The 26,905-nt window shown below is 73.0% G+C and carries 30 protein-coding genes and 1 riboswitch; of the genes, 16 read left to right on the top strand and 14 right to left on the bottom strand.

All coding sequences use genetic code 11. The features are described 5' to 3' along the window. The first annotated feature begins 57 nt into the window (after positions 1 to 57). The 3 genes from ACN9MM_RS06965 (at position 58) to ACN9MM_RS06955 (ending at position 2,947) form a co-directional block, all read left to right on the top strand. Positions 58 to 531, top strand: coding sequence for a bifunctional nuclease family protein (locus ACN9MM_RS06965; RefSeq protein WP_017238433.1), 474 nt, complete (start codon positions 58 to 60; stop codon positions 529 to 531). A 192-nt stretch (positions 532 to 723) separates the two neighbouring features. After that, complete coding sequence (locus ACN9MM_RS06960; protein WP_382872945.1) at positions 724 to 1,347, top strand: MerR family transcriptional regulator; 624 nt, start codon at positions 724 to 726, stop codon at positions 1,345 to 1,347. A 241-nt stretch (positions 1,348 to 1,588) separates the two neighbouring features. Beyond that, positions 1,589 to 2,947, top strand: a complete 1,359-nt coding sequence (locus ACN9MM_RS06955; RefSeq protein WP_426362824.1) for a DNA polymerase IV — start codon at positions 1,589 to 1,591, stop codon at positions 2,945 to 2,947. A 52-nt stretch (positions 2,948 to 2,999) separates the two neighbouring features. Here the strand turns inward: ACN9MM_RS06955 and ACN9MM_RS06950 are convergent, their stop codons facing one another. Next, positions 3,000 to 3,374: a PRC-barrel domain-containing protein gene (locus ACN9MM_RS06950; protein WP_382872951.1), complete on the bottom strand. Its 375-nt coding sequence runs from the start codon at positions 3,372 to 3,374 to the stop codon at positions 3,000 to 3,002. A 113-nt stretch (positions 3,375 to 3,487) separates the two neighbouring features. Then, positions 3,488 to 3,587, top strand: a riboswitch (glycine riboswitch). Between the two features lie 179 nt (positions 3,588 to 3,766). Between ACN9MM_RS06950 and gcvP the strand changes: the two genes are divergently transcribed. Beyond that, positions 3,767 to 6,652 (top strand): aminomethyl-transferring glycine dehydrogenase, encoded by a 2,886-nt coding sequence (gcvP, locus tag ACN9MM_RS06945; protein ID WP_426362823.1) that lies wholly within the window; start codon positions 3,767 to 3,769, stop codon positions 6,650 to 6,652. A gap of 82 nt (positions 6,653 to 6,734) precedes the next feature. On the opposite strand, the gene ACN9MM_RS06940 is transcribed toward gcvP, so the two are convergent. Together ACN9MM_RS06940 and ACN9MM_RS06935 are read right to left on the bottom strand one after the other, a co-directional pair. Then, complete coding sequence (locus tag ACN9MM_RS06940) at positions 6,735 to 6,941, bottom strand: DUF5999 family protein (RefSeq protein WP_361406387.1); 207 nt, start codon at positions 6,939 to 6,941, stop codon at positions 6,735 to 6,737. 332 nt (positions 6,942 to 7,273) lie between these two features. Next, positions 7,274 to 7,864, bottom strand: a complete 591-nt coding sequence (locus ACN9MM_RS06935; RefSeq protein ID WP_426362822.1) for a hypothetical protein — start codon at positions 7,862 to 7,864, stop codon at positions 7,274 to 7,276. Positions 7,865 to 8,344: 480 nt separating this feature from the next. On the opposite strand from ACN9MM_RS06935, the gene ACN9MM_RS06930 reads away from it, so the two are divergent. Next, on the top strand, positions 8,345 to 9,844 hold the full coding sequence (locus ACN9MM_RS06930) for a glutamate--cysteine ligase (protein ID WP_426362821.1): 1,500 nt from the start codon (positions 8,345 to 8,347) through the stop codon (positions 9,842 to 9,844). A gap of 71 nt (positions 9,845 to 9,915) precedes the next feature. Further along, positions 9,916 to 10,755, top strand: coding sequence for a CPBP family intramembrane glutamic endopeptidase (locus tag ACN9MM_RS06925; RefSeq protein WP_426362820.1), 840 nt, complete (start codon positions 9,916 to 9,918; stop codon positions 10,753 to 10,755). 55 nt (positions 10,756 to 10,810) lie between these two features. Here the strand turns inward: ACN9MM_RS06925 and ACN9MM_RS06920 are convergent, their stop codons facing one another. After that, positions 10,811 to 11,620 (bottom strand): PhzF family phenazine biosynthesis protein, encoded by an 810-nt coding sequence (locus ACN9MM_RS06920; RefSeq protein ID WP_426362819.1) that lies wholly within the window; start codon positions 11,618 to 11,620, stop codon positions 10,811 to 10,813. Between the two features lie 122 nt (positions 11,621 to 11,742). Here ACN9MM_RS06920 and ACN9MM_RS06915 point away from each other — a divergent pair, with 122 nt between their 5' ends. Beyond that, positions 11,743 to 12,105, top strand: coding sequence for a hypothetical protein (locus ACN9MM_RS06915; protein WP_426362818.1), 363 nt, complete (start codon positions 11,743 to 11,745; stop codon positions 12,103 to 12,105). Here ACN9MM_RS06915 and ACN9MM_RS06910 read toward each other — a convergent pair. From ACN9MM_RS06910 to ACN9MM_RS06900, 3 genes are read right to left on the bottom strand one after another with little or no spacing between them, the layout of a single operon-like run. Beyond that, complete coding sequence (locus ACN9MM_RS06910) at positions 12,083 to 12,628, bottom strand: GNAT family N-acetyltransferase (protein WP_426362816.1); 546 nt, start codon at positions 12,626 to 12,628, stop codon at positions 12,083 to 12,085. The two genes, ACN9MM_RS06915 and ACN9MM_RS06910, sit on opposite strands and share 23 nt — an antisense overlap. Before the next feature lie 17 nt (positions 12,629 to 12,645). Continuing rightward, a complete protein-coding gene (locus ACN9MM_RS06905; protein ID WP_426362815.1) occupies positions 12,646 to 13,386 on the bottom strand; it encodes a GNAT family N-acetyltransferase in 741 nt (246 codons plus the stop codon). Between the two features lie 27 nt (positions 13,387 to 13,413). Beyond that, a complete protein-coding gene (locus ACN9MM_RS06900) occupies positions 13,414 to 14,139 on the bottom strand; it encodes a TioE family transcriptional regulator (RefSeq protein ID WP_426362814.1) in 726 nt (241 codons plus the stop codon). 68 nt (positions 14,140 to 14,207) lie between these two features. Between ACN9MM_RS06900 and ACN9MM_RS06895 the strand changes: the two genes are divergently transcribed. Beyond that, on the top strand, positions 14,208 to 15,425 hold the full coding sequence (locus ACN9MM_RS06895) for an erythromycin esterase family protein (RefSeq protein ID WP_426362813.1): 1,218 nt from the start codon (positions 14,208 to 14,210) through the stop codon (positions 15,423 to 15,425). Between the two features lie 290 nt (positions 15,426 to 15,715). Beyond that, positions 15,716 to 16,138, top strand: coding sequence for a PadR family transcriptional regulator (locus ACN9MM_RS06890; RefSeq protein WP_426362812.1), 423 nt, complete (start codon positions 15,716 to 15,718; stop codon positions 16,136 to 16,138). Positions 16,139 to 16,202: 64 nt separating this feature from the next. Here ACN9MM_RS06890 and ACN9MM_RS06885 read toward each other — a convergent pair whose 3' ends face one another. Continuing rightward, entirely contained in the window at positions 16,203 to 16,631 is a 429-nt protein-coding gene (locus tag ACN9MM_RS06885) for a type II toxin-antitoxin system Rv0910 family toxin (RefSeq protein ID WP_382869654.1), read from the bottom strand. 69 nt (positions 16,632 to 16,700) lie between these two features. Continuing rightward, on the bottom strand, positions 16,701 to 16,925 hold the full coding sequence (locus tag ACN9MM_RS06880) for a hypothetical protein (RefSeq protein ID WP_426362811.1): 225 nt from the start codon (positions 16,923 to 16,925) through the stop codon (positions 16,701 to 16,703). 196 nt (positions 16,926 to 17,121) lie between these two features. On the opposite strand from ACN9MM_RS06880, the gene ACN9MM_RS06875 reads away from it, so the two are divergent. The 3 genes from ACN9MM_RS06875 to ACN9MM_RS06865 all read left to right on the top strand — a co-directional run bounded on the left by ACN9MM_RS06875 (position 17,122) and on the right by ACN9MM_RS06865 (position 19,905). Continuing rightward, entirely contained in the window at positions 17,122 to 17,706 is a 585-nt protein-coding gene (locus tag ACN9MM_RS06875; RefSeq protein WP_382869658.1) for a Clp protease N-terminal domain-containing protein, read from the top strand. Between the two features lie 41 nt (positions 17,707 to 17,747). Next, positions 17,748 to 18,764 (top strand): EamA family transporter, encoded by a 1,017-nt coding sequence (locus ACN9MM_RS06870; RefSeq protein WP_426362810.1) that lies wholly within the window; start codon positions 17,748 to 17,750, stop codon positions 18,762 to 18,764. Between the two features lie 175 nt (positions 18,765 to 18,939). Then, complete coding sequence (locus tag ACN9MM_RS06865) at positions 18,940 to 19,905, top strand: DMT family transporter (RefSeq protein WP_426362809.1); 966 nt, start codon at positions 18,940 to 18,942, stop codon at positions 19,903 to 19,905. Positions 19,906 to 19,948: 43 nt separating this feature from the next. Here ACN9MM_RS06865 and ACN9MM_RS06860 read toward each other — a convergent pair whose 3' ends face one another. Both ACN9MM_RS06860 and ACN9MM_RS06855 read right to left on the bottom strand, forming a co-directional pair. Further along, positions 19,949 to 20,590 carry an FMN-binding negative transcriptional regulator gene (locus tag ACN9MM_RS06860; protein ID WP_426362808.1) on the bottom strand — a complete coding sequence of 214 codons (642 nt, stop codon included), beginning with the start codon at positions 20,588 to 20,590 and terminating at the stop codon, positions 19,949 to 19,951. 20 nt (positions 20,591 to 20,610) lie between these two features. Then, complete coding sequence (locus ACN9MM_RS06855) at positions 20,611 to 21,318, bottom strand: pyridoxamine 5'-phosphate oxidase family protein (protein WP_426362807.1); 708 nt, start codon at positions 21,316 to 21,318, stop codon at positions 20,611 to 20,613. A gap of 35 nt (positions 21,319 to 21,353) precedes the next feature. Between ACN9MM_RS06855 and ACN9MM_RS06850 the strand changes: the two genes are divergently transcribed. The 3 genes from ACN9MM_RS06850 to ACN9MM_RS06840 all read left to right on the top strand — a co-directional run bounded on the left by ACN9MM_RS06850 (position 21,354) and on the right by ACN9MM_RS06840 (position 24,113). Then, positions 21,354 to 22,688, top strand: a complete 1,335-nt coding sequence (locus ACN9MM_RS06850; protein WP_426362806.1) for an aminotransferase class I/II-fold pyridoxal phosphate-dependent enzyme — start codon at positions 21,354 to 21,356, stop codon at positions 22,686 to 22,688. 265 nt (positions 22,689 to 22,953) lie between these two features. Then, the gene (locus tag ACN9MM_RS06845) at positions 22,954 to 23,817 is read left to right on the top strand and encodes an isocitrate lyase/PEP mutase family protein (RefSeq protein WP_426362805.1); all 864 of its coding nucleotides are present in this window, start codon (positions 22,954 to 22,956) and stop codon (positions 23,815 to 23,817) included. Then, positions 23,814 to 24,113 (top strand): hypothetical protein, encoded by a 300-nt coding sequence (locus ACN9MM_RS06840; RefSeq protein ID WP_426362804.1) that lies wholly within the window; start codon positions 23,814 to 23,816, stop codon positions 24,111 to 24,113. The genes ACN9MM_RS06845 and ACN9MM_RS06840 overlap by 4 nt, the downstream gene beginning before the upstream one ends. Positions 24,114 to 24,184: 71 nt before the next feature. Here ACN9MM_RS06840 and ACN9MM_RS06835 read toward each other — a convergent pair whose 3' ends face one another. Next, positions 24,185 to 24,370 (bottom strand): hypothetical protein, encoded by a 186-nt coding sequence (locus ACN9MM_RS06835; RefSeq protein ID WP_426362803.1) that lies wholly within the window; start codon positions 24,368 to 24,370, stop codon positions 24,185 to 24,187. Continuing rightward, the gene (locus ACN9MM_RS06830; RefSeq protein WP_426362802.1) at positions 24,367 to 25,434 is read right to left on the bottom strand and encodes a DMT family transporter; all 1,068 of its coding nucleotides are present in this window, start codon (positions 25,432 to 25,434) and stop codon (positions 24,367 to 24,369) included. The genes ACN9MM_RS06835 and ACN9MM_RS06830 overlap by 4 nt, the downstream gene beginning before the upstream one ends. A gap of 73 nt (positions 25,435 to 25,507) precedes the next feature. On the opposite strand from ACN9MM_RS06830, the gene ACN9MM_RS06825 reads away from it, so the two are divergent. Continuing rightward, complete coding sequence (locus tag ACN9MM_RS06825) at positions 25,508 to 26,410, top strand: LysR substrate-binding domain-containing protein (RefSeq protein ID WP_426362801.1); 903 nt, start codon at positions 25,508 to 25,510, stop codon at positions 26,408 to 26,410. Positions 26,411 to 26,426: 16 nt separating this feature from the next. On the opposite strand, the gene ACN9MM_RS06820 is transcribed toward ACN9MM_RS06825, so the two are convergent. Then, complete coding sequence (locus ACN9MM_RS06820; protein WP_426362800.1) at positions 26,427 to 26,894, bottom strand: pyridoxamine 5'-phosphate oxidase family protein; 468 nt, start codon at positions 26,892 to 26,894, stop codon at positions 26,427 to 26,429. Positions 26,895 to 26,905: the final 11 nt, after the last annotated feature.

The raw sequence follows: 26,905 nt of genomic DNA, 5'->3' as shown, positions 1-26,905 counted from the left end.
GGGGGAGCCGGGGGGCCCGACTATCCAAACCGGTCGGGCACGTCCTAGGGTTGCTGTGTGAATGAGCTCGACGTTGTGGGTGTCCGGGTGGAAATGCCCTCCAACCAGCCGATCGTGCTCCTGCGTGAAGTGGGAGGCGATCGGTACCTCCCCATCTGGATCGGACCGGGGGAGGCGACCGCGATCGCCTTCGCCCAGCAGGGGATGGCCCCTCCGCGGCCGCTGACGCACGACCTGTTCAAGGACGTGCTGGAGGCCGTGGGGCAGGAGCTCACCGAGGTCCGCATCACGGATCTGCGTGACGGGGTCTTCTACGCCGAGCTGGTCTTCGCCAGCGGCGTCGAGGTGAGCGCGCGGCCGTCGGACGCGATAGCCCTGGCCCTTCGGACCGGGACGCCGATCTTCGGCAGCGACGGCGTGCTGGACGACGCCGGCATCGCGATTCCGGACGAGCAGGAGGACGAGGTGGAGAAGTTCCGCGAGTTCCTCGACCAGATCTCACCGGAGGACTTCGGGACCAACAGCCAGTGAGACGGAGCGGCGCGGCCGGAGGCCGTCCGCGGGGTGCCGTCAGAGCATTCGAGTAGCCTTTCCCCGCAGAGAGACACGCGAAACCACTCTCAGGGTGATTATCACTCGGCGTGCCGAGTGTGGCGATCGTTGACGCACCCCGAGTGACTGCCTACCTTCGTGTGGGCAGGTCAAGGACGGAGGGTCGGCGTGATGAGCAGCGCGGACGGTACGGCAGGGAGCTCGCTCGGGCGCGTGTCCGGGGAGAGCGGTCCGTATCCGCTTCACGGCAGTGTGGGCGACTTCGGGACGGACACCGGTGCCGGTGGTGGCATCGCCGACGCGGCGATCGGCTACCGCGGGCCGACGGCCTGCGCGGCCGCCGGGATCACCTATCGCCAGCTGGACTACTGGGCACGCACCGGGCTCGTGGAGCCGAGCGTGCGGCCCGCGTACGGGTCGGGGACACAGCGGCTGTACAGCTTCCGCGACGTCGTCGTGCTGAAGATCGTCAAGCGTTTCCTCGACACCGGGGTGGCCCTCCAGAACATTCGGGCCGCGGTGCAGCACCTGCGCGCCCGGGGCTTCCGGGACCTGGAGCGGATGACGCTCATGAGCGACGGGGCCACGGTGTACGAGTGCTCCTCGCCGGACGAGGTCGTCGACCTCCTCCAGGGCGGGCAGGGCGTCTTCGGTATCGCCGTCGGGGTGGTGTGGCGCGACGTCGAGGGCGCGCTGTCGCAGCTCCACGGGGAGCGGGTCGACACCGGCGAGACGCTCGTCGGGCACAACCCGGGCGACGAGCTGGCGCGGCGACGGCGCGACAAGGCGGTCTGAGGGCGGTTCTCCGTCCGGCGGATCCTTTCGGGGGCTTCCGAAGCCCCCGGTGCGTCCGCAGGGTCCTCCTGGGCCTCCGCTACATTCGCCGGGGTCCTCCTGGGCCCCCGGTACGTCCGCCGGGGTCCTCCTGGGCCCCCGGTACGTCCGCCGGGGTCCTCCTGGGCGTCCGGTGCGTTCTGCGGGGGCTCCTGGGCGTTCCGCCGGGGCGTTGTCAGTGGCGTAGGGCAGCATCGGACGTGTGAGAGCCGCGCCCACGATCCTGCATCTCGACATGGATGCCTTCTTCGCCGCCGCCGAGCAGGCGTCGAAGCCCAGCCTGCGCGGAAAGCCCGTGGTCGTCGGCGGTCTCGGGCCGCGGGGCGTCGTCGCCACCGCCTCCTACGAGGCCCGTCGGTTCGGGGTCCACTCGGCCATGCCGATGGGCCAGGCCCGGCGGCTCGCGCCGAACGCGGCCTATCTCGTGCCGCGCTTCGCCTTCTACCGCTCGATCAGCGACCAGGTCATGGAACTGCTCCGGCGGCTCTCCCCGCTCGTGGAGCCCCTGAGCCTCGACGAGGCGTTCGTCGACCTGGAGGCCGGCGGCGTCGCCGACGACAGCGCGAGCGCGCGGGCCTCGGGGGAGCGGCTGCGGGTCGACATCCTCGCGACCACCGGTCTGACCGGCTCCGTCGGGCTCGCCGGGTCCAAGATGATCGCGAAGATCGCCTCCGAGGAGGCCAAGCCGGACGGTCTCGTCCTCATCGAGCCCGGCACCGAGCGGGAGCTCCTCGGGCCCCGGTCGGTACGGATCCTGCCCGGGGTCGGTCCGGCCACGGGGGAGCACCTGAGACGCGCCGGGATCATCACCGTCTCCGATCTCTCGGAGGCGGGCGAGGACGAGCTCGTACGGCTCCTGGGGCGGGCGCACGGGGCCTCGCTGCACCGGATGGCCCAGGGGTACGACGACCGGCCCGTGGTGGCCGAGCGGGACGCGAAGTCGGTGTCGGTCGAGGACACCTTCGACGTGGACCTGCACGACCGGGTACGGATCCGGATCGAGGTCGAGCGGCTCGCGGAGCGGTGCGTGGGGCGGCTGCGTGCCTCCGGGCACTCCGGGCGGACCATCGTCCTGAAGGTCCGGCGCTACGACTTCTCGACGCTCACCCGGTCCGAGACGCTGCGCGGGCCCACGGACGATCCGGGCGTCGTGCGGGAGGCCGCGGGGCGGCTCCTGGAGGCCGTGGACACCACGGGGGGCGTGCGGCTCCTCGGGGTGGGGGTGAGCGGGCTCGCCGACTACACGCAGGAGGACCTGTTCGCCCAGGCCGAGGCCTCGGAGCGGCCGGCGGAGGACGTCGCGCCCGCGGGGGCCGACGAGGTGCAGGAGGCGCCTTCCGCCGCGACGGAGACCGCCGAGCGGGTGTGGTCGCCCGGGCACGACGTACGGCATGCCGTGTACGGGGCCGGGTGGGTCCAGGGGAGCGGGGTCGGGCGGGTCACGGTGCGGTTCGAGGACCCGTGGTCCGGGCCGGGGCGCGTGCGGACGTTCGCCGTGGACGACCCGGAACTCGAGCCCTCGGAGCCGTTGCCGCTGGTGCGGCGGGAGGAGGCGGCGTGACGGTGCCCACCCGCGCCGCCGCGCGAGTGGGTCCGTCCTCGGGGCCGGGTGCTCAGGCGCCGTCCTGGCCCGCCAGGCGGCCGAAGTCCTGGTCCGGGGCGTCCGTGGGCGGGGGCGGGAGCGCCAGGCTGTAGTGGCGGTAGAGCTGGAGTTCCTGCTCGGGTGAGAGATGGCGGCCCACGCCGAAGTCAGGGGCGTCCTTGATCAGGGCCCTTTCGTACGGGATGTGGAGGCCGTCGTCGAGCAGGTCGCTCGGCTCCAGGGGGACGAAGGCGTCCCGGCTGAACAGCCCGGTGCGGACCGCGGCCCATTCGGGGATGCCGGTCGCGTCGTCCAGGTACACCTCGTCCACGGTTCCGATCTTGTGCCCGCTCCGGTCGAACGCCTTGCGGCCGATCAGGCTGCGCGGATCGATATCGGTCTGCACGGTCCCTCCAACTGGTCGCAACTGCTCTACACCCCTACGAAAGTGCACAACTGGGATGTCGGCCACTTGAGCGATGGGAGCCGCAACCTCGCTGGTAGGCTGGTTGTGGCTGTCGACCCCGTGCGGGAGAGTCCCCCGGAGAAACCTTCCGGTGGGCGCCGAAGGAGCAAATCCTCCCCGGAATCTCTCAGGCCCCTGTACCGCGCGGACGAGGTCACTCTGGAAAGCAGAGCGGATGTCCGACGGCATCGCGCTCTCACCGACGGTGAAAGCCGGCGTGCCGCGAGGCGTGCCGGTGAAACTCTCAGGTTGAGATGACAGAGGGGGAGGCCGTCCGGGTACCCGCGCCGTGGTGCCCCTCGCAGGTCGTGACGACCAGGAGGCCTCCGTACATGACCGCCAACCGCACTCCGCTCTCCGAGCTCGAACAGGGCATCCCGTTCGAGCAGCGGCACATCGGGCCCGACGCCGAGGCCCGGGCCAAGATGCTCGCCCAGGTCGGTTACGGCTCGCTCGACGAGCTCACCGCCGCCGCGGTGCCGGACGTGATCAAGAACGCCGAGGCGCTGGGCCTGCCGGCCGCGCGCACCGAGGCCGAGGTCCTCGCCGAGCTGCGCACGCTCGCCGACCGCAACCAGGTCCTCGCCCCGATGATCGGTCTCGGCTACTACGGGACCTTCACCCCGCCGGTCATCCTGCGGAACGTGATGGAGAACCCCGCCTGGTACACGGCCTACACGCCGTACCAGCCGGAGATCTCCCAGGGCCGCCTGGAGGCCCTCCTCAACTTCCAGACGATGGTCGCCGACCTCACCGGTCTGCCCACCTCCGGTGCCTCCCTCCTCGACGAGGGCACCGCCGCCGCCGAGGCCATGGCGCTCGCCCGGCGGGTCGGGAAGGTCAAGAACGGTGTCTTCCTCATCGACGCCGACGCCCTGCCGCAGACCGTCGCCGTCATCCAGACCCGCGCCGAGCCGACCGGTGTCGAGGTCGTCGTCGCCGATCTGAGCGACGGCATTCCCGCCGAGATCGCCGAGCGCGGCGTCTTCGGTGTGCTGCTCCAGTACCCCGGTGCCTCCGGCGCCGTCCGCGACATCAAGCCGCTGATCGACGCCGCGCACGAGCTCGGCGCGATCGTCACCGTCGCCGCCGACCTGCTCGCGCTCACCCTGCTCACCTCGCCCGGCGAGCTGGGCGCCGACATCGCCGTCGGCACGACGCAGCGCTTCGGCGTCCCCATGGGCTTCGGCGGTCCGCACGCCGGCTACATGGCCGTCCAGGACAAGCACGCCCGCTCCCTGCCCGGCCGCCTCGTGGGCGTGTCCGTCGACGCCGACGGCAACCGCGCCTACCGCCTGGCCCTGCAGACCCGCGAGCAGCACATCCGCCGCGAGAAGGCCACCAGCAACATCTGCACCGCCCAGGTGCTGCTCGCCGTCATGGCCGGCATGTACGCCGTCTACCACGGTCCGGACGGCCTGAAGCAGATCGCCGAGCGGACCCACCGGTACGCGGCCATCCTCGCCGCGGGTCTCACCGCCGGCGGCGTGGACGTCGTGCACGGCTCGTACTTCGACACCCTCACCGTCCGCGTGCCCGGCAAGGCCGACGAGGTCGTCGCCGCCGCCCGCGAGGCCGGGGTCAACCTCCACCGCGTCGACGCCGACCTCGTCTCGGTCTCCTGCGACGAGACCACCGGGCGTGAGCAGCTCGCCGCCGTCTGGGGCGCCTTCGGTGTCGAGGGCGACATCGAGGCCCTGGACGCCGCCGTCGAGGACGCGCTTCCCGCCGCCCTGCTGCGCTCCGACGCGTACCTGACCCACCCGGTCTTCCACGCCCACCGCTCCGAGACCTCGATGCTGCGCTACCTGCGCAAGCTCGCGGACCGCGACTACGCGCTCGACCGCGGCATGATCCCGCTCGGCTCCTGCACCATGAAGCTGAACGCGACCACCGAGATGGAGCCGGTGACCTGGCCCGAGTTCGGCCAGATCCACCCGTTCGCCCCGATCGACCAGGCGCAGGGCTACGTCACGCTCATCACCGAGCTGGAGGAGCGCCTCGCCGAGGTCACCGGCTACGACAAGGTGTCGATCCAGCCGAACGCCGGCTCGCAGGGTGAGCTCGCGGGTCTGCTCGCCGTCCGCGCGTACCACCGCGCCAACGGCGACCTCCAGCGCACCGTGTGTCTCATCCCGTCTTCCGCGCACGGCACCAACGCCGCCTCCGCGGTGATGGCCGGCATGAAGGTCGTCGTCGTCAAGACGGCGGAGGACGGCGAGGTCGACGTCGTCGACCTGCGCGCCAAGATCGAGCAGTACCGCGACGAGCTGTCCGTGCTGATGATCACCTACCCGTCCACGCACGGTGTCTTCGAGGAGCACGTCGCCGACATCTGCGCCGAGGTCCACGAGGCCGGCGGTCAGGTGTACGTCGACGGTGCCAACCTCAACGCGCTGGTCGGTCTGGCCAAGCCGGGTCACTTCGGCGGCGACGTCTCGCACCTGAACCTGCACAAGACCTTCTGCATCCCGCACGGCGGCGGCGGCCCCGGCGTCGGCCCGGTCGGCGTCCGCGCGCACCTCGCCCCGTACCTGCCGAACCACCCGCTCCAGCCCACCGCGGGCCCGGAGACCGGCGTCGGCCCGATCTCGGCCGCCCCCTGGGGCTCCGCCGGCATCCTGCCGATCTCCTGGTCGTACGTGCGCCTCATGGGCGGCGAGGGCCTCACCCGCGCCACCCAGGTCGCCGTCCTCGCGGCGAACTACATCGCCAAGCGCCTCGAGCCGCACTTCCCGGTGCTCTACACCGGCCCGAACGGGCTGGTCGCGCACGAGTGCATCGTGGACATCCGTCCGCTGGCCAAGGCCACCGGCGTCAGCGTCGACGACATCGCGAAGCGCCTCATCGACTACGGCTTCCACGCGCCGACGATGTCCTTCCCGGTGGCCGGCACGCTGATGATCGAGCCGACCGAGTCCGAGGACCTGACCGAGCTCGACCGCTTCTGCGACACCATGATCGCGATCCGTGCCGAGATCGAGAAGGTCGCCTCGGGCCAGTGGCCCGCCGACGACAACCCGCTGCACAACGCCCCGCACACCGCGGCCGCGCTGGGCGGCGAGTGGAACCACGCGTACACGCGTGACGAGGCGGTCTTCCCGGCCGGTGTCTCGGCCGCCGACAAGTACTGGCCGCCGGTGCGCCGCATCGACGGTGCCTTCGGCGACCGCAACCTGGTCTGCTCCTGCCCGCCGCTGGACGAGTACGACAACTGAGCACGCGTCGAGGGCCGGTTCGGAGGATCTCCTCCGGGCCGGCCCTCGGCGTTTCCCTCGTACGGCGTCCGGCCGCGCGCCGTCAGGCGGCGGTCGTCACCCGTCCGGCCGTCAGCGGCCGGTGCGGGGCGATGATCTGCCCGTCCGGCAGCAGCTCACCGGTGTCCTCGAAGAGCAGGACGCCGTTGCACAGCAGGCTCCAGCCCTGCTCCGGGTGGTGTGCCAGGAGTCGGGCCGCCTCCCGGTCGGCGGAGTCGGCGGTCGGACAGGCAGGCTGGTGCTGGCACATGGGTGGGTTCTTTCGCTGCGTCGTGGTGGATGTCCTGCGGCTCTGCGCGCTCATGGCCGCCCCCGTCGGTCGGTTCGGTTCCGGTCCCAGTCTTGCCCCACGGACGGTCTTCCGCAGGTATTTCGCGGCAGCTCGTCCTTTCCTGGGAAGACGCATCACCCGCAGGGGCGGTTCAGGTCAACTGCACCGTCTCTTCGGGTGGTTCGGAATGGTCCGAGCGGGCTAGTCCGTACGGGAGGGGCGTTCGGGAGGCGCGTTCGGGCGCGCGGCCCGGACACGAGTGCGCCCCGTGACCCGGTCGGGTCACGGGGCGGGGACGCGCGTGCGGCGGATCAGGCGGGCGCCGGCGACCCCAGGAGGGGCGGCGGCGCGAGTCGCGTACTGAGCACGGGCAGGAGGTCGGCGACCTGGTACGGGCGGTGGGCCGCGATCCCCGGGGGTGCGGGGGCCAGGGGCACCATCAGATCGGCCGCGGCCGGGGCGACGGTCGTGCCGTCCGCCTCGGAGCCGGCCTGGAGCCAGAGCGTCAGCATGTAGAGCTCCGGTACGGACAGGAGCCTCGGCCGGTACGTGACGGGCAGGGCCTCGGCCTGGAGCAGGGCCCGCTCGGTGGCGGAGACGTACGGACCCTCGAAGAAGTGGGAGAAGGTCCAGCCGTCCGGGGTGAGCATGGTGTCCGCGGCGGCGATCGCCCGGTCCCCGTTGTGGATCAGGAAGCGCCAGCCGGAGAGCCGGGTGCGGGGGGTGAGCGCCGGTGCTCCGGTGACGTCGAGGACGTGCACGGGCAGGGGGTGTTCGGGGCTCAGGGGTCCCTGTGCGGCCCGCAGTGCGGGAGTTCGCGGCTCGCGGACGGCGGTCGGTGAGCCGAGGGCCGCGAGGACACTGCGGAGGGCCGGCGCAGGGGCCGGGGAGGGTCGGAGCATGGTGGGTCGCCTCTCACTCAGGAGACACGGTGATGCGTGGGCAGGTACGACGGCGCTGTCGGCGGCGGGGCCAGAGAGGGGCCATGGGGCCATGGCCGGGCGCCAACACTCTGCCTCGTCCGCGGAGTTTATACGACACGTGTTCACACAGTGTTTCCGCTAGACCTCGCGGATATTCCTGACAAGGCGTCATCAGGCCGTATTCGCAGGGAGTTGAAGCAGAATCGCAAGGACCGTACCGCCCTCACCTGCGTATTCCTCGCGAAGGTGGACGGCTGAATTCCAACCCCGGCTCCGGGGACAATACGACATTGGTATATGTCGCTTGTTCCTTGCCTTCGGGATGTGCCGGTGGAGTGCTTCGTCCAGCCTATCCTCCGACAGGCCGGTTCCGCAGGCGTTGTGGATCAGCGGGGTGGGCATCATCGTCCGTGACGCGCGGCCGTCCCGGCGGCTGCCCACCTTGGGAGGGACGCTTCGATGGGGGAGAAGGTCGTGGCCGACGGGTTCGGCCCGTCCGACCGGCAGCAGTACCGGAGAAAGCTCCAGCAGTGTCTGGCGGGACTGGCGCGACTGCTGGCGGAGAAGAGGTTCGACCGGCCGCGCAATCTCATGGGAGTGGAGATCGAACTCAATCTCGCAGGCTCCGACGGGCTGCCCAGGATGCTCAACGGCCCGGTTCTCGAAAAGATCGCCAGCCCCGATTTCCAGACAGAACTCGGAATGTTCAACCTCGAAGTGAACATCGCGCCCCACCAGCTCGACGGCCGTGTATTCGACCGGCTCGCGGAGGAGATCGGGACCGGCATCGGATATGCCGACCGCAAGGCGTCGGAACTCGACGCCGGCGTCGTCATGATCGGCATACTTCCCACGCTCAGCCAGCGCGACCTGGTCCCCGAGAACCTCTCGGACAACGACCGCTACACCCTCCTCAACGATCAGATACTCGCCGCCCGCGGCGAGGACTTCACCCTCGACATCCACGGCGTCGAACGCCTGCTGTGCACGTCGGAGTCGATCGTGCCCGAGGCGGCCTGCACCTCGGTGCAGCTGCACCTCCAGGTGACACCGGCCCGGTTCGCCGCCGTGTGGAACGCGGCGCAGGCCGTGTCCGGCGTCCAGATCGCCCTCGGCGCCAACGCGCCCTTCGTCTTCGGCCGCGAGCTGTGGCGCGAGTCCCGCCCGCCGCTCTTCCAGCAGGCCACCGACACCCGCCCGCCCGAGCTGCAGTCCCAGGGCGTACGGCCGCGCACCTGGTTCGGCGAGCGGTGGGTGGACTCGGTGTACGACCTGTTCGAGGAGAACGTCCGCTACTTCCCCGCCCTGCTGCCGCTCTGCGACGAGGAGGACCCGCTGCTCGTCCTGGACCGGGGCGGGGTGCCGCGCCTCCAGGAGCTGGTCCTGCACAACGGCACCGTCTACCGCTGGAACAGGCCGGTGTACGGCTGGGTCGACGGGGTCCCGCACCTGCGCGTCGAGAACCGGGTGCTGCCGGCGGGACCGACCGTCACCGACGTGATCGCGAACGCGGCCTTCTACTACGGGCTCGTCCGCTCGCTCGCCGACGACCCCCGGCCGGTGTGGAAGCGGATGGCCTTCCAGGACGCCGAGGCCAACTTCGACACCGCCTGCCGCCACGGCATCGAGGCGGAGCTGCGCTGGCCCCGCTCGGGGCGCGGCGGAGGCATCGCGACCCTCCCGGCCGTACGGCTCGTCCTCGACGAGCTGCTGCCGCTGGCCGCGGCGGGGCTCGACGCCTGGCACATCGAGCCGGCCGACCGGGACTTCTACCTGGGGGTGATCGAGCAGCGCTGCCTGCGGCGGGTGAACGGCGCCTCCTGGCAGGCCGACACCTTCCACCGGGCCGTGGAGTCGGGCCTCGACCGGGAGGCGGCCCTCGCGGCGACCACCCGCCGCTACCGGACGCTGATGCTCGCGGGCGAGCCGGTGCACACCTGGCCGGTGGGGATCGACTGACCTCCTCCGCGTCCCCCTCCATGGGTGATCATGTCAAGGTGGTCCCGGGCGGCCGGGGCCGCCGGAACGGCATGAGCCCGCGAGGGGAAGTGGAGACAGGTGTGGTGTCGGAGCAACGACTGAGGGACCCTTCCCCGCCCCCCGACGGCCTGCCGCGCGGGGTGCTGCGCTCCGAGACGCTCATCGTGCTCGCACTGTCGCTCGGGGCGAGCGGGGTGTCGGCGCTCATCAGCTTCATCGGCTCGCTGACCAGGCCGGGCTCGCTGAAGGAGCAGGCCGCGACGCTCAACGGCTCGTACGCCCCCGGGCGGCCCTGGCTCGACCTGTCCTGGCAGCTCTTCGGCATCGCCACCGCGCTCGTCCCGGTCGTGCTCGTCGCCCATCTGCTGATGCGGGAGGGGCCGGGGGCACGGGGGCTGCGGGCCATCGGCTTCGACCGGACCCGCCCGTGGTCCGACCTCGGGCGCGGAGCCCTCGTCGCCGCGGGGATCGGGAGCGCGGGCCTCGCGTTCTACCTGGCGGCGCGGGCCTCCGGGTTCAACCTGACGGTGGTACCCGAGTCGCTTCCCGAGGTGTGGTGGAAGTACCCGGTGCTTATCCTCTCGGCGGTGCAGAACTCCGTCCTGGAGGAGGTCGTCGTCGTCGGCTACCTGCTGCGCAGACTCGGCCAGTTGGGGTGGTCGCCGATGGCGGCCCTGGTGGCGAGTTCGGTGCTGCGCGGCTCGTACCACCTCTACCAGGGGATCGGCGGCTTCATCGGCAACATGGTGATGGGCGTGGTCTTCGTGCTGCTCTACCGGCGCTGGGGGCGGGTCGGGCCGCTGGTCGCGGCGCACGCGCTGCTCGACATCGTGGCCTTCGTCGGGTACGGGCTGCTGGCCGGGAAGGTGGGCTGGCTGCCCACCGTGTGACGGGGAGGGAAGGGAGGGGGCGGGCGGATCGGGCCGTACGCCCCCTCTTCGTGCGTCAGGCGTGCAGCTCGCCCTCGACGACCGTGACGGCGTGGCCGTTCAGGAGGGTGCGCTCGCCCCTCAGGCGGGTGCGGACGAGGCCCGTGCGGGCGCCGCCCTGGAAGCCGGTGAGCTCCTCGCGGCCGAACCGGGCCGACCAGTACGGGGCGAGCGCGGTGTGGGCGCTGCCCGTCACCGGGTCCTCGTCGATCCCGACGGCGGGGAAGAAGCCCCGCGAGACGAACTCGTATCCGCTGTCCGGGCGTTCGGCGGCGGCGGTCGCGATGATGCCGCGCGAGGAGAGGTCCTTCAGCGCGGCGAAGTCCGGCGTGAGGGAGCGGACGGTGGCCTCGTCGCGCAGCTCGACGAGGAGGTCGCCGATGTGGTCGGCGGTGTCGTGGACGGCGACGATCTCGGCGCCGAGCGCCTTCTCCAGGCCCTCGGGGACGGCGATCGGGGTGAGGGAGGAGGTCGGGAAGTCCATCGTGATCGTGCCGTCGGCCTCGGCGGTGGTGATCAGGAGGCCGCAGCGGGCGGCGAAGCGGACGGTGCCGCTCGCGGTGCCGGTGGTGTGCAGGACGTGCGCCGTGGCCAGGGTGGCGTGGCCGCACATGTCGACCTCGGTGGTCGGGGTGAACCAGCGCAGCGCCCAGTCGGCCTCCCCGCCGGCGGGGAGCGGGTGGGCGAAGGCGGTCTCGGAGAGGTTGACCTCGGCGGCGACCTTCTGGAGCCAGGCGTCGTCGGGGAAGGAGTCGAGGAGCAGGACTCCGGCCGGGTTGCCGGAGAAGGGCCGGTCGGTGAAGGCGTCGACGATTCGGATGCGCATGCCACCGACCGTACCGGGGACGGAAATCCGCGGGCCAAGGCCAATCGCGGAGAACTGGACCCGTTCTCCCGGGCGTCGTCCTCGACGGTCGTACGTGGGAACGAGTGGGCCCGGGGGCTTCGATGATGTTCGGCTACGGGGACGAGTGGTGGCTGCTGCTGTTCTATCCGGTGCTGCTGTGGGTGCCGTTCGGGCCGTTCCTCATGGGCGCGACGGGGGTGTGGTGCGCCCGGCGGCCCGGCCCGTGGCCGTGGGGGTGGACGGTGCTGCTGCCGCTGGTGCCGGTGGGGGTCTCCGCGACCGCGATGGTCCTGCCCTGGGACCAGCCGACGCGGACCGACGACCTCGTCGGCTACCTCCTCGTGTACGTCCTCGGCATCACGGTGCTGCCGTGGCTGCTGGGGTACGGGACCACCCGGGTCGTGCGTGCCGTACGGGCCCGCCGCGGTGGGGCAGGGGAGGTCACAGAGGCTTCAGGATCATGAGGACCTCGTCGCGGTCGTCGCCGGCCGCCAGGCGCAGGGCCCCGGGCCAGCGGCCGATCTCCCGCCAGCCGAGCCGTCCGTAGAACTCCTCGAGGCCGGTCCCGCCGCGTGCCGCGAGGCGCAACTGCTCCAGGCCCATCTCGTCGCGGGCGATCGCGCGGGCGTGCCGCACCAGACCGGCGCCGATGCCCCGGCCTCGTACCCCGAGGCGGGTCTGGACGTGGTGCAGGGTGCCCCAGTGCGCGACCAGCGGATCGGTGTCGCGGCGGAGGCACAGCCAGCCCGCGAGGGCGCCGTCGACGGTGGCGGTGACGAGTCGGCTGCTCGACGGGTCGAGTCCCGCGACGATGCGGTCGACCGCGGCGGTGACCTCGGCCGGGTCGACCGGCGGGAAGGGGAACCCGGCGGCCCCGCCCGCGTCGCTCACCTCGGTCCAGCAGTCGACGAGGAGCGGAGCGAGCCCGACGGGCAGGGCCCCGGGGGCGGTGAACTGGGTGAAGACCAGGGCGGTGTCGTCGGGCATGGCGGGATTCTCGCAGGTCACGAGGGTGTCGGCGCGATCGGGGCTGTCTCCAGGGAGAGTTGGGCGCCCAGCTCCTCGAAGCCCAGGGCGGCGGCGACCCGCCGGGAGGCCGGGGGACGCGCCCGCCACTGCGGGAGGAGCCCGGCGGCGAGGGCGTCGGCGACCGCCGCCGAGGCCGCCGTGCGCGCCAGCCCGCGGCCGCGTGCCTCCGGGGCCGTCAGCACGCTGATGTGGGCGGTCCGCCGGGGCCATGCCCGGTGTCCGGCGGCGGCCACCACCCGGCCGTGCTCGCGGACCACGAACGCCTGCGAGGTGATGTCGTCCAGGGCGGCCTCCTCGGAGTCCTCCCGGCCGGCGGCCTCCTCCAGGGCGCGCAGCGCCGGGTGGCCGCCGGGCAGCCGTTCGACCGCCGATACGCCGGCGGCCGGGCGGAAGCCCGCGGGGGAGACGTACGACAGGGCCGCGGGGCCGAGCACCCCGGCCACCGGCAGCACCGCGCGGAGGGCCGCCTCGTCCACCAGGGCCTCCACGGGCAGGCCGGACAGGGCGGTGCGTACGGGCTCGGCGGCGGACTCCGCCGGGACGGTCACGAGCGCCGATCCTCCGAGGACGACCACGCCGACCCAGCCGGGCGGGCACAGCGCCGACTCCGGGGACACGGTCACGGTCACACCGTCGCCGGGCGGGAACGACCGTGGCGCGCGGGCGAGTTCCTCCCACAGGCACCGGGCTTCGAGCAGCAGGGGATGCGTCGGCATGACGCCGATTCTGCCAGTCGGGTGGGCTCAGCCACGCGCCCGGAGGTACCCGTCCAGCTCCGCCGCCCCGGCCAGCATCGCGCGCCCGCGGGCCGACAGTCGTCCGTGCCACTCGGTCAGCGCGGCCTCCAGCGGCGCCAGTCCGCCGGCCGTGCGGACATGGGCGATCAGCGGGGCGATCCGCTCCAGCGGGTGGCCGCCGCGCCTGAGCTGGTGGGCCAGCCGGGCGTCCCGCACGGCGGCCTCGTCGTACACGCGGTATCCGGTCCGGGGGTCGCGCCGAGGCTGGACCAGACCGGCGTCCTCCCACGCGCGCAGGGTCGCGGGACGGATGCCGAGCCTCCTCGCCAGCGGCCCGATGAACGTGCCGCCGGGCTCGGGCGTCGCCGTGGACCCCGGGTCCAGGTCACGCAGGGCGCTCTCCACGGCCCGGAGGGTCCGCCGGTCCTCCAGGAGCTGCGCGTGGCTCTCGTCGATCAGGCGGAACGCCTCGTCGGCCGCTCCCTCGTTCACGGCCCGCATGATCGCCGTCGCCGTCGGGTGGCCGTGGCCGGGCAGCAGGGCCAGGAACGCGCGCAGGGCCCCGGCGTGCAGGGGGGTGTAGCTGCGGTAGCCGTGGGGGGTGCGAGCGGCGGCGGGGAGGATGCCGGCCTCCTCGTAGTTCCTGACCGCCTGCGTCGAGAGACCGTGCTCGCGCGCCAGGTCCACCGGCCGAAGCCTGGGACGCACCGTGCTTTGAAGGTTTTTCCCCATGACGCCGACGATATCGCGGGTGAGAAAGGAAAAGTCTCCACCGAATGTTCAACGATAGCGTTGAAGGCATGGCGACTGACATCAAGGACACCGCCCATCCCTTCGACTCCGCCTCCGTCATCGGGCTGCTCCGGGCCCGGCCCCGGCTGCTCGCCCTGGGCGAGCCCACCCACGGCGAGGACGTGCTGCTCGACCTGCGCAACGAGCTCTTCCGGCAGCTCGTCGAGCGCGAGGGCTACCGGACGATCGCGTTGGAGACCGACTGCCTGCGGGGCCTGACCGTGGACGACCACGTGACCGCGGGCACCGGCACCCTCGACCAGGTCATGGAGCACGGCTTCAGCCACGCATGGGGTGCCCTCGCGGGCAACCGCGAGCTGGTGCGCTGGATGCGCGCCTACAACGAGGGCAGGCCCGCGGCCGAGCGGCTCCGCTTCGCCGGGTTCGACGGACCGCTGGAGATCGCCGCCGCGGAGAGTCCCCGGCAGGCCCTCACCGCACTCCACGGATACCTCGCGGACCGGGTGGCGGCGGACCTGCTGCCCTGTGCCGCGGACACCCTCGACGAGCTGCTCGGCAGCGACGAGCGGTGGACCGAGCCGGCCGCGATGACGGACCCGGCCCGGTCGGTGGGGCGGTCGGAGCCGGCGGTCCGGCTGCGGGTGATCGCCGACGACCTGGCGGCACTGCTCGACGAGCAGCGGCCGTACCTGGTCACGGTGAGCTCGCCGGAGGAGTGGGAACGGGCCCGGCTGTACGGCCGCACCGCGCTCGGTCTGCTGCGCTACCACCACGGGATGGCCGACACCTCGTCGTCCCGCTGGGCCCGGCTGGCGGCCGCACGGGACCGGATGATGTCCCTCAACCTCCTCGCGCTGGCCGAGCGGGGCCCGACGTTCGTCCACAGCCACAACGGCCACCTCCAGCGGGAGAAGAGTTCGATGCGGATGGGTGGGCAGCGCCTGGAGTGGTGGAGCGCGGGTGCCCTCGTGAGCGCCGAACTCGGGGAGGAGTACGCCTTCGTGGCGACGGCCCTGGGCACGATCCGGCACCGGGGGGTGGACGCGCCGGCGCCGGACACCGTCGAAGGGCTCCTGTACGCGCTTCCGGAGGAGCGCTGTCTCGTCGACGCGCGGCGGCTGGCCGCCGCGCTCGGTGACGAGCGGCCCGCGCGGCGCGTGTCCCCCTGGTTCGGGTACGCCCCGCTCGACCCGGCCCCTCTCGCGGACTGCGACGGCCTGGTGTTCGTCAGGGACGTGCCGCGGGTCCGGCGCGACGTTCCATGACCGATGTGTCGGGTCTTGCTCGGTGAACAGTTCCGATATATCGTTGAGGCATCGCGACAGTTCGACGATGGATTCTCGATGAAAGGAGCGTTGCGATGCGTTCACATGGACACGAGCACGGAAACGGGCACGGCCGTGGAGGCTGCGGCCCCGGGCCTCGGGGGGACTTCGAGGGGCGGCGTGCCGCGTTCGGGCCGTTCGGGCCCGGGTACGGCGGCGGGCCGTTCGGTGGCGGCCCCTTCGGCGGGCGGGGTCGCGGTGGCGGCCGGGGACGGGCGCGGCGCGGTGACGTGCGCGCCTCGATCCTGGCGCTCCTGAAGGACCGCCCGATGCACGGCTACGAGATGATCCGGGAGATCGGCGAGCGCAGCGACGGGGCGTGGAAGCCCAGTCCCGGCTCGGTCTACCCGACCCTCCAGATGCTGGAGGACGAGGGGCTGATCACCAGTGCCAGCGAGGGCGGCAAGAAGCTGTTCACGCTCACCGAATCCGGGCGCACCGAGGCCGAGGAAGGCCCCGACGCACCGTGGGAGGAGGCCGGGCGCGGGGTCGACTGGGACGCCGTGAACGAGATCCGGCAGGCCGGTTTCGGTCTGATGGAGGCGTTCGGGCAGGTCTGGAAGACCGGCAGTGCCGAGCAGCGGCAGAAGGCGGTCACCGTGATCAACGAGGCCCGCAAGAAGCTGTACCTGATCCTCGCCGACGAGCACTGAGCCGCACGGCGGCCGGGGCCCCGCGACCGTCGTCGCGGGGCCCCGGCGTTTCCGGCGGTACGGCTCAGGCCACCAGGCCCGAGAGCTTGCGCAGGGACTCGGTCAGCGCCGCCGTCGCCGAGTCCTTGAGCTTGCCCGCCATCAGGGAGACCGCCGCACCGGTGAACTCCCCGTCGATCCGTACCGTCGTGGCCTCGCCGTCCGCCGCCAGCGAGTAGCGCGTGGAGACGACGACCCCCATCGGGCCCTTGCCCCGGATGGCGAAGGCCCGCTCCGACTCCAGCTCCTCCACCGTCCAGAGCACCTCGGCGGGGAAGCCCATCAGCTTCATGTTCTCCGTGAAGGTGGCACCCGCCTCCAGCGTGGCCGGGCCGCCGTTCGGGAAGCTGGTGTGGGTGGCGTTCCACTCGCCGTACGAGGAGAAGTCCGTGAGCCGCGCCCAGACCTTTCCGGTCGGCGCCTCGATCCGTGCCTCCGCGCTGACTTCGGCCATGAGACCACCCCTTCACGCGTGCCAACTGGGTTCCGGTGTCGCGGAACGTAGCGGGGCGGCCGTGAACATTCAATACTGATGAACCGTCAGTTCTGTGGTCGCCGGTCCCGTGCCGTCGCCGATCCACCAGATCTCGGCCGCGTCGAAGCTGTCCGAGGCCCGTGGCGCCCCGTCCTCCTCGTGGCAGTGGAAGGCCGCCCAGAACAGATCGGCCGGCAGCGCCTCCCGGGGTGCGTACACCCGGTACACGTACTGCCGCCCGTCGAGTGAGAGCAGAGCCACCATCCAGAACACGACCGGAGGACGAGCGGAGAGGGGCCCGTGGTTGCGTTGGGGGCGTAGAGCAAGGCGGCGCGCGCCCCTCGGGGGCAACGCGCGCGATCTCATCCGTAAGGAGGAGGAACCGCGCGCGCGTGCCCAACTCCGGTGGGATGCGGACATGCTTCTCCCCGGTGATGTTCCGGCCCTCCCGGCCTGATGAGGTGGGAGGGTGCACCATCCCGTCCCGCGCCCCCAGCCACTCCCGTCGTCCGCCGCCCCGCGCGCGGAGCTCGCCCCCTTCCTGACGCCGTCGCTCGCGACGGTCGTGTCGAGCGCGCGCCGCAGGGCCCTCAGGGACGGCGACCGCCAGATCGACACCGCCCACCTGCTGCACGCGCTCGTCGAGTCCGACCCCGAGGCCGGCGCCGCCTTCGAGGGCGGCCACCAGCTCGCCCGCGTCCTCGGCTATCTCGTCCAGCGGTCCATCGGCTACGGCCTGCGCTGGCAGCGCTCGGACGAGGAGTCCGCGACCCGCCGCCTGCTCCCCGCCACGCGCGGGGCCGAGCCCCCGGGCTCCCGCACCTCCCCCTGGTCGCCGACCGCGGCCGCCGCACTCGAAGGCGCCTTCCGGCGGGCCGCCGACCGCGGCGAGACGCAGGCCCGCGGCCTCGACCTGCTCGCCGCCGTCGCCGCGGATCCCGAGAGCCGGGCCGTCGAGGTGCTCCGTCGGGCGGGGGTCGAACCGGGCGCGCTGACCGCCCGGATCACCGCTCTTCAGGCCGCCTGCGACGAGGAGCCGTCTCAACAGGTGTAACGGGGGTTACGCCCCTGACGGCGTCCTGTCATGATGGCCCGATGCACGCGTCTCAGGGGAGAAGCGCCGGCCTGGGACTCGCCCTGGCCTCGGCCTTCGCATTCGGTGGTTCAGGAGTGGCGGCCAAGCCACTCATCGAGGCGGGACTCGACCCGCTCCACGTGGTGTGGCTCCGGGTCGCCGGCGCCGCGCTCGTCCTGCTGCCCGTGGCCTGGCGCCACCGGGACCTCCTGCGCCGCAAACCCGCCCTCCTCGTGGGCTTCGGCCTGCTCGCCGTCGCCGGAGTCCAGGCCTTCTACTTCGCCTCGCTCTCCCGCATCCCCGTCGGAGTGGCCCTGCTCATCGAGTACCTCGCCCCCGCCCTCGTCCTCGGCTGGGTCCGCTTCGTCCAGCGCCGTCCCGTCACCCGCGCCGCCGCCCTCGGCGTCGTCCTCGCCGCCGGCGGCCTCGCGTGCGTCGTTCAGGTCTGGTCCGGACTGAGCTTCGACGTCCTCGGCCTGCTCCTGGCCCTCGCCGCCGCCTGCTGCCAGGTCGGCTACTTCGTCCTCTCCGACCAGGGCGCCGACGGAGCCGAGGAGGCCGAGCGGGCCGACCCGGTGGGCGTCATCGCGTACGGACTGCTCATCGGCGCGGTCGTCCTCACCGTCGTGTCCCGGCCCTGGGGCATGGAGTGGGGCGTCCTCGGCGGCCGGGCCGACATGAACGGGACCAGCGTGCCCGCGTGGCTGCTGCTCGGCTGGATCGTGCTGATCGCCACCGTTCTCGCGTACGTCACCGGAGTCATCTCGGTGCGCAAGCTCTCCCCGCAGGTGGCGGGAGTCGTGGCCTGCCTGGAGGCGGTCATCGCGACCGTCCTGGCCTGGGTCCTGCTCGGCGAGCACCTGGGAGCGCCGCAGATCATCGGCGGTGCGGTGGTCCTCGTCGGAGCCTTCATCGCCCAGTCCTCGACGCCGAAGGCGCCCCCGAGCGGCCCGGTGGCGGGCTCCCCTCCGGCGGGCGCCGCGCAGGAGTCCGAGGGCAGGGACGCGGAGTTGTCGTCCGGGCGGACCGCCCCCTAAGGTGCCGATCATGCATGCGACCGTGCTTCCGCCTCCCGCCGCCTAGCGCGCGCGGAGACCTCCTCGACGAAGACCGGGCTCGGCCGGGCGACTCCTCGCCCCCGAGCGGTTCGTCGCTGCCCGCGCGCGGAGCCCAGCGACCACCCTTCCCTCCTGTCTTCCACGGAGCACCCACGTGTCGAACTCCTCGGGTCCCGCCCTGTCCGTCGGGCGGAGCCTCCTCTATCTGATCGTCGCCGGCATCGCCTGGGGCACGGCCGGCGCCGCCGCCTCACTGATCTTCCGTGTCAGTGACATGGGCCCGCTGGCCCTCTCCTTCTGGCGCTGCGTCGGCGGCCTCGTCCTGTTGCTCGGGGCGCTGGCGCTGCGGCCCCGCCGCGCCGCCGTCCGCACCGGGAGGGAACCGCGGGGCCGGCGGACGGCCCGCATCCTCGGCACGGGCATCGGACTCACCGTCTTCCAGAGCGCCTACTTCGCCGCCGTCGAGGCCACCGGCCTCGCGGTCGGCACCGTCGTCACCCTGGGGGCCGGTCCTGTCCTCATCGCGATCGGCGCCCGGCTCACCATGGGCGAGCGCCTCGGGCGCGGCGGGGTGACCGCCGTCGTCGGGGCGCTCGCCGGGCTCTTCGTGCTCGTCCTGGGCGGCGGGGCGGCGGAGGTGCGGCCGGTCGGGGTCGTCCTCGCGGTCGTCTCGGCGGGCGGATACGCGGCGATCACCCTGCTCACCCGGTGGCTCGGCCGGGACGGCGGCGGCTCGGACGCCCTGGCGACCACCACCTGGGCCTTCGCGATCGGGGCGGTCGGGCTGCTGCCCGCCGCTCTCGCCGAGGGCTTCGTCCCGCACACCGACGCGCCGGTGAGCGTCGTGCTGCTCCTCGTGTACGTGGCGGCGGTGCCGACCGCGCTCGCCTACGCCCTGTACTTCGCCGGTGCGGCCGTCGTCCGGGCCGCCACCGTCTCCGTGATCATGCTCCTGGAGCCGGTCAGCGCGGCCCTGATCGCGGTCTCGCTCCTCGGCGAGCGGCTCACCGCCGCGATCGTGCTCGGCACCCTGCTGCTCCTCGCCGCCGTGACGGGCCTCGCCCTGGCGGAGGCGCGGACGGCGGCGGAGGCGCGCAGGGGGGAGCCGGTGGCGGTGTAGACGGCAGGGGGCGGGATCCGTCATGGCTCCCGCCCCCTGTGCGTCATCCGTTCGCGCGGCGGATCTGGTGGGCCCGGGCGTTCAGGTCGCCGGGGCCGGCCCGCTCCGCGAGGCGCTCCGAGACCCGCTCCTGGACCTCCCGCGGCTTGTTGCCCGCGTACTTGAACTTCGCCCGTACGTCGGTCACCTCCAGGCTCAGCACCCGGATCCCCGCCAGCAGCCTGCCGAACGGGGCCTCGCCGGGGGCCACGGGCGCGGTGCCGCCCTCCGGCTGGAAGTGGGCGACCTGACGGTTGAGCAGGGCCGCCTTCTCCGCCGGATCGTCGACCACGCGCGCGGTGCAGCGCAGCTGGACGGCCGCGTAGTACGAGGTCGGGGTGCCGTGCTCCGACGGGGCCCCGTCGGGGGCCGTCCAGTGCCCCGGAACGTAGACGTAGTCGTCGACCACGCTCAGGAGCACCGCCGGGTTCGCCTCCAGGGCGCGCCAGAGCGGGTTCGGCCGGGCCAGGTGGGCCAGGGCCCGGCCGTACGGGCCGGGCTCGGGGTCGTACCGGAAGTGCGTCGGCTGCACCCACGGCGGCTCGCCGTCCCGGCCGTTGACGGCGAGCTGGCCGAAGTCGTGCCGGGAGAGCCAGTCGCGCCACTCGCCCTCGTCGTGCGCGGCGTCCCAGGGGTGGATCAGCATGGTCGGTCCGTCCTCCCGGCTCAGAGCGCGGTGAGGTAGCCGGGCAGGACGACCGAGGGGTCGAGATCGCCGGCCGGTACCGGCGTGCCGTAGCCGCCCCGCACGGGGACCACACCGGCCCAGTGGGGGAGGGCGAGGTCCTCGGCGTCGTCGTTGGGGCCGCCGGTGCGCACCTTCGCCGAGACCTCGTCCAGGTCGAGCCGGATGACGGCGGTGGCGGCGATCTCCTTGGCGTTGCCGGGGCGCGAGTCGGCCGAGCGGCCGGGGACGACGTGGTCGACGAGGGCGTCCAGAGCCGTTCGCAGCTCCTCGGGGTCGGTGACCTGGTGGGCGGTGCCGTGGACGACGACCGAGCGGTAGTTGAGCGAGTGGTGGAAGGCGGAGCGGGCGAGCACGAGGCCGTCGACGTGCGTCACGGTCAGGCAGACGGGCAGGCCCGGGGCCGTCACGCCGTCGCCGGCCGCGCGCAGCGGCCGCGAGCCGGTGGAGCCGTGGACGTAGAGGCGCTCGCCGACCCGGCCGAAGAGGGTCGGGAGGACGACCGGCGCGCCGTCGCGGACGAAGCCGAGGTGGCAGACGTAGGCCTCGTCGAGTATCGAGTGGACGAGCTCCTTGTCGTACGAGGCGCGCTGACGGGACCGCGTGGGCACGGTCCGGTCGGTCGGCGTGTAGGCCTCGCCCGGCGCGGACGTCTCGGTCACGGTGCTCGTGTCGGCGGCGGCGCTCATTGCGTACTCCATTGCACTAGTGCATAATGATGTTTGTGCTAGGAGAGTATCGGATCGAAGGTCGTCGCGCATCGGACATCGCCGCCAGCGTCGAGCGGGGCGTGGGCGCGGGCGCGCTCCAGCCCGGCCAACTGCTGCCGCCCATGCGGGAATTGGCGACCACCCTCGGCGTGAATCCCAACACCGTCGCCGCCGCCTACCGCACCCTGCGCGAGCGCGGGGTCATCGAGACGGACGGCCGGCGCGGCAGCCGGGTGCGGCCACGGCCCGCCACGACGGCGCGCGGATCGATCCGCGTGGAGGCGCCCGCCGGGGTCCGCGACGTGAGCAACGGCAGTCCCGACCCCGCCCTCCTGCCACCTCTCGCCGAGGCCTTCGCGGAGGTCGCCCGGCACTACGCCGAGCGGCCCGGCATGTACGGAGAGGCCCCCGTCGACGAGGAGTTCGGGCGCCTCGCGCGCGCCGCATTCGACGCGGACGGGGTGCCCGCAGGACCCGTCGGCGTCGCCTCCGGCTCCCTCGACGCCATCGAGCGGGTGCTCGCGATCCACCTCAGGCCCGGCGACGCCGTCGCCGTCGAGGACCCGGGCTGGGGCAGCCTCCTCGACCTCGTGCCCGCGCTCGGGCTGCGCCCGGTGCCGGTCGCCGTCGACGACGAGGGGCCCCTGCCCGAGGCGGTCGAGCGCGCGATCCGGCAGGACGGCGCGCGCGCCGTGATCGTCACCGACCGGGCGCAGAACCCGACCGGGGCCTGCGTCACCGAGGACCGCGCCCGCGCGCTGCGGAGCGTCCTCGCCGCGCACCCCGATGTGCTGCTCGTCGAGGACGACCACGGGCACGGCATCGTCGCGCAGCCCCTCCATCCGCTGGCCGGCGTCACCGACCGCTGGGTCCTCGTCCGCTCGGTCGCCAAGGCGTACGGGCCGGACCTGCGGATCGCCGCCTTCACCGGGGACGCCGAGACCGTCGACCGGGTGCTCGGGCGGCAGCGGCTCGGACCCGGCTGGGTCAGCAGGCTCCTCCAGCGGACCGTCGCCCACCTGTGGGAGACCGGCGCGGTGGACCCGGCCCTCGTCGCGCGCTCGTACGGGAAGCGGCGCGACGGGCTCGTGCGGGCCCTGGCCCGGCGCGGCGTCGAGGCGCACGGGCGCGGCGGCATGAACGTCTGGGTGCCGGTGGCCGACGAGACCGGCGCGGTGGCCCGGCTCCTCGCCGCCGGCTGGGCGGTCGCGCCGGGCGCCCGCTTCCGGATGGACACGGGGCCGGCCGTCCGGCTCACCGTCTCGGGCCTCGCCGTCGCGGACGTCGAGGCGCTCGCCGACGCGGTGGCCCGGGCGGCGGGGCCGGCGCCGGCGCGGAGCTACGGGTAGGGCCTGCCCTCTCGGATCGGGCCCCCGCAGGCCCGGCCCGATCCGAACGGCAGGCCTCGGGTCCCATCTGCCCTGCGAGGCAAGGGCGTTCCCCGCGCAAGTGACGTTTCCCCGGTGAATGCGCTACGCCTGGAGAGTGAGTAAAGCTCTCGTAGGGCGATGTTCGGCGGTGTCTCAGGAAATCATCAGGTTTTGGTAAAGGACCGCCGTGTTGCGGCGGTTCTTCACCGATGTCGTGTTTTCCGAGATGACCAGGAGCCACACCTTGAGTTACGGAAGCAGTCTGCGCGAGGCCGTCGCGGCGCCGGGAACGACCCCGCTGATCGGCGTGTACGACATGTACTCGGCGTCCGTCGCCGCCGACCACTACGACGGGATGTTCGTCTCCGGGTTCGGTTTCGCCGCCTCGTACTACGGGCTCCCGGACATCGGCTTCATCGCCTGGCCGGACATGGTGGCGTTCGTGCAGCGGCTGCGCGGCGCGTTCCCCCGGCACCACCTGCTCGTGGACATCGACGACGGCTATGTCGACCCCGAGGTGGCCTGCCACGTGGTGGAGGGCCTGGAGCGGATCGGTGCATCGGGTGTGATCCTGGAGGACCAGAAGCGGCCGCGCCGGTGCGGGCACGCGGACGGCAAGCAGGTGCTGCCGCTCGACGAGTACCTCGCCAAGCTGAAGATGGTGCTGGCCACCCGCCGGGACATGGTCGTCGTGGCCAGGACGGACGCCACGGACGAGGCCGACATCCTGCGGCGGGCGGAGTGCCTGGCCGCGACCGACGCCGACGTGGTCCTGGTGGACGGCGTGCGCAGCGTCGAGTGGATCCACCGGATCCGCGAGGTGGTCGGCGACAAGCCGCTGCTCTTCAACCAGATCGCCGGGGGCAAGTCGCCGCGGCTCTCCCTCGACGAGCTCTCCGACCTCGGCGTGGACGTGGCCATCTACAGCACGCCCTGTCTCTTCGCGGCGCACGAGGCGATGGACTCGGCCCTCGTCGAACTGAAGCGGGCCAACGGCCGACTGCCGTCCTTCGACCCCGAGAGCGGTGTCGGGGTCGCCGCCTCGACCCGGCTCCTGGAGCGGAACATCGCCCGCCACCAGCCGGCTCCCGAGCGGGTCGGCGCGTGAGCCCGTCGATCCCGCGCCAGGTGCCGTACGGATCCCCGCCGAGGGCGGCCGGGGTCAGGACGCCGCTGAAGGCGCTCGGTCTGGCCGCGGTCCTCCTCGCGGCGGGGGCCGCGCCCGCCGCGGCCGGCAGTCTGCTGACCGTCATCGACAACTCGCACGCCGACTCCGTCGTGGAGGTCGACCGGGCGGCCAACGTCCAGTACGGCAGCAGCGGTACGGCGGGGAGCGATCACGACGGCAGTGCCGTCGACGCCCTGCAGGCGCTCTTCGGAGGTGCGCGCCGGGGCGGCGACTGACGCCCGCCGCGCACGGAACGGCCGGACACCGCCCTCGTGGTGTCCGGCCGTTCACGTGCCCCGCTGCGCCGTCAGTCCTCCAACAGGTCGGAGAGGCCCGGCTCGTCGAGCTCGACCGGCTCCGGTCCGTCCACGGGGGCGACGGTCGTCACGGCACCGGCGGTGGCGGCGGCCTGCGCGGTGCCGGCGAGGCCGAGGAACGCGCCGGCCACGGCGAGGGCGGCGACGAGGGTGCGGGGGATCGTGGAGAGGTTCATGCCCGGGGAACGATCTTGTCCTCGCGGGAGTCACGGAGAGTGACACGGGAGAGGGAGAGGCGCCCGCCCGAAGCGCGCACGCCCGCCGTCCGGGTCGAGGCGCGCGTCTGGGTGAGGGCCGCGCCCGCCAGGACCACGACCGCACCCACCGGGGTGTTCCAGGTGAGCCGCTCGTCGAGCAGGGCCACGCCCGCCGCCGTTGCGATCACCGGGATGAAGTACGTGACCATGGAGGCCGTCGTCGGGCCGACCTCCGCGACGACGCCGTACTGGAGCAGCATCGCGTACCCCGTACCGAGCGCGCCGAGCGCGATCACGGAGAGGAGCGGCATCAGCTCCACCGAATCGGGGATCGAGGTGAACAGGGGGGTGACCACCGCCAGTTGCAGCGTCGCGAGCCCGACCTGGGAGCCGGCCAGCGAGAGGTTCGACGCGCCCGTGCCGCTCAGGTTCCTGCGGACGTGGATCCAGCCGACCGCGTAGCTGAAGGAGGCGAGCAGGGCCAGGGCCGTGCCGGTCACGTCGAGGCCGGAGAAGCCCTGCCAGGCGCCGAGCACGGTGAGCACGCCGATGAAGCCGATGCCGAGACCGGCCGCGCGGACCCGGGTCGGGCGGTCCTCGGAGAGCGCCACGAGCGAGAGCAGCATGCCCCAGAGCGGCGTCGTCGCGTTGCAGATGCCCGCCAGGGTGGAGGGGATGGTCAGCTCAGCGTACGCGAAGAGGGAGAACGGCAGCGCGTTGAGGAGGAAGGCCGCGACCGCCAGGTGGCCCCAGACGCGGGCCCCGCGCGGCAGCCGGTCGCGCTTCACGACGATCGCGACGGCCAGCACCGCCGTACCGAACAGGAGCCGCCCGAACGTGACCTGGAAGGGGGCGAAGCCCTCCGTGCCGACCTTGATGAAGAGGAAGCTGCAGCCCCAGATCAGGGCGAGGGCGCCGAACCGGACGCGCCAGTCGAGCAGGCGGGGAGCGGATGCGGATGCGGAGGCAGGGGCGGAGGCAGAGGCAGGGGCGGAGGTGGATGCGGATGCGGAGGCGGGGGAGGGCGGGGCTGCGGGGCTCATGCACTCAGGGTGACGGGAACGACGTCTTAGAACAAGCGAGAATTTCTCGACCCCTCCCCTTAGTATCGCTTACATGTTGAACCTGGAGCGCCTCCGCACCCTCGACGCCCTCGCCCGGCACGGTTCGGTCAGCGGCGCGGCCGACGGCCTGCACGTCACCACCTCGGCCGTCTCCCAGCAGCTGTCCAAACTGGAGCGCGAGGTCGGGCAGCAGCTGCTCGCCAAGAACGGCCGGGGCGTGCGGCTCACCGACGCCGGACTGCTGCTCGCCGAGCACGCCGCCCGGATCCTCTCCCAGGTCCAGATGGCACAGGCCGACATCGAGGCCCAGCGGGGCCGGGTGGTGGGCGAGGTGCGGCTCGCCGGCTTCCCCACGGCGGCGCGCGGACTGTTCCCGGCCGCGCTCGCCGCCCTGCGCGCCGGCCACCCCGAGCTCCGCGTCCGTACGACGGAACTGGAGCCGGAACCGGGCGTGCGGGCGGTCCTGCGCGGCGACGCCGACCTGGCGATCGTCCTGGAATGGAGCAACAAGCGGGCACCCGTCCCCGGCGGCCTGGAGCGCGCCCACCTCCTCGACGACTCCGCCGACGTGGCCCTGCCGACCGGACACCCGCTGGCCGGCCGGGACGCGGTGGACCTGGAGGACTTCGCCGACGAGGAGTGGGTCTCCTGGCCCGAGGGCGAGTTCTGCCACGACTGGCTCATGTTCACGCTGCGCTCGCAGGGCATCGAGCCGCGCATCGGGCACTTCGCGGGCGAGCACCACACACAGCTGGCCCTGGTCGCGGCCGGGCTCGGCGTGTGCGTCACGCCCCGGCTCGGGCGTCCGGTGCCGGACGGGGTCGCCTTCGTCCCCGTCCGGCAGAAGGTCCGGCGCCACGTCTACGCCACCTGGCGGGCCGACGCCGGCCGGCGCCCCTCCGTGCGGGCGGTCGTCGCGGCGCTGCGGGCGGTGGCGGAGCCCCTGGCGAGCTGAGACCGGGAGGCGCCGGTCAGAGGCCCGCGAGCTTCCGGAAGTCCCAGGACGCGATGGCGTCCGGGGTCAGCCGGAGCCAGGCGTGCCGGCCGTCGTGCGGCATGGTGTCCAGGCCGAAGTTCTTGGCGGTGAAGAGCTGTTCGGGCACGTCGAGCTCGGGGCACGGCTCGCCGGTCCTCGGTGCCTCGCCGACGAAGACGGCCGTACCCGACAGCTCCACCCCGCGCAGCTCCCCGTACTCCTCCCCGTCGTCCACCACCACCGCGATCCTCGGGTCGGCGCGCAGCTCCGCCCAGCGGCGGCTGTGCGTCAGGGAGTACAGCCACAGCGAGGAGCCGTCCCAGACGAACCAGAGCGCGCTCACGTGCGGGCGGCCGTCGGCGGAGACGGTCGCGACCCGGCAGGTGCGCTGTTCGGCGAGGAAGGAGTCGAGCTCGGCCGGGGTCATCATGATCCGGCGTCCACGGCGCTGTGCGACGGTCATCGTCCGCACCC

This window comes from Streptomyces sp. E-08, assembly GCF_049913095.1.
Taxonomy (GTDB): Bacteria; Actinomycetota; Actinomycetes; order Streptomycetales; family Streptomycetaceae; genus Streptomyces.
The sequence above is the reverse complement of the archived record's forward strand: the minus strand, read 5'-3'. Positions and strand labels throughout refer to the sequence as shown.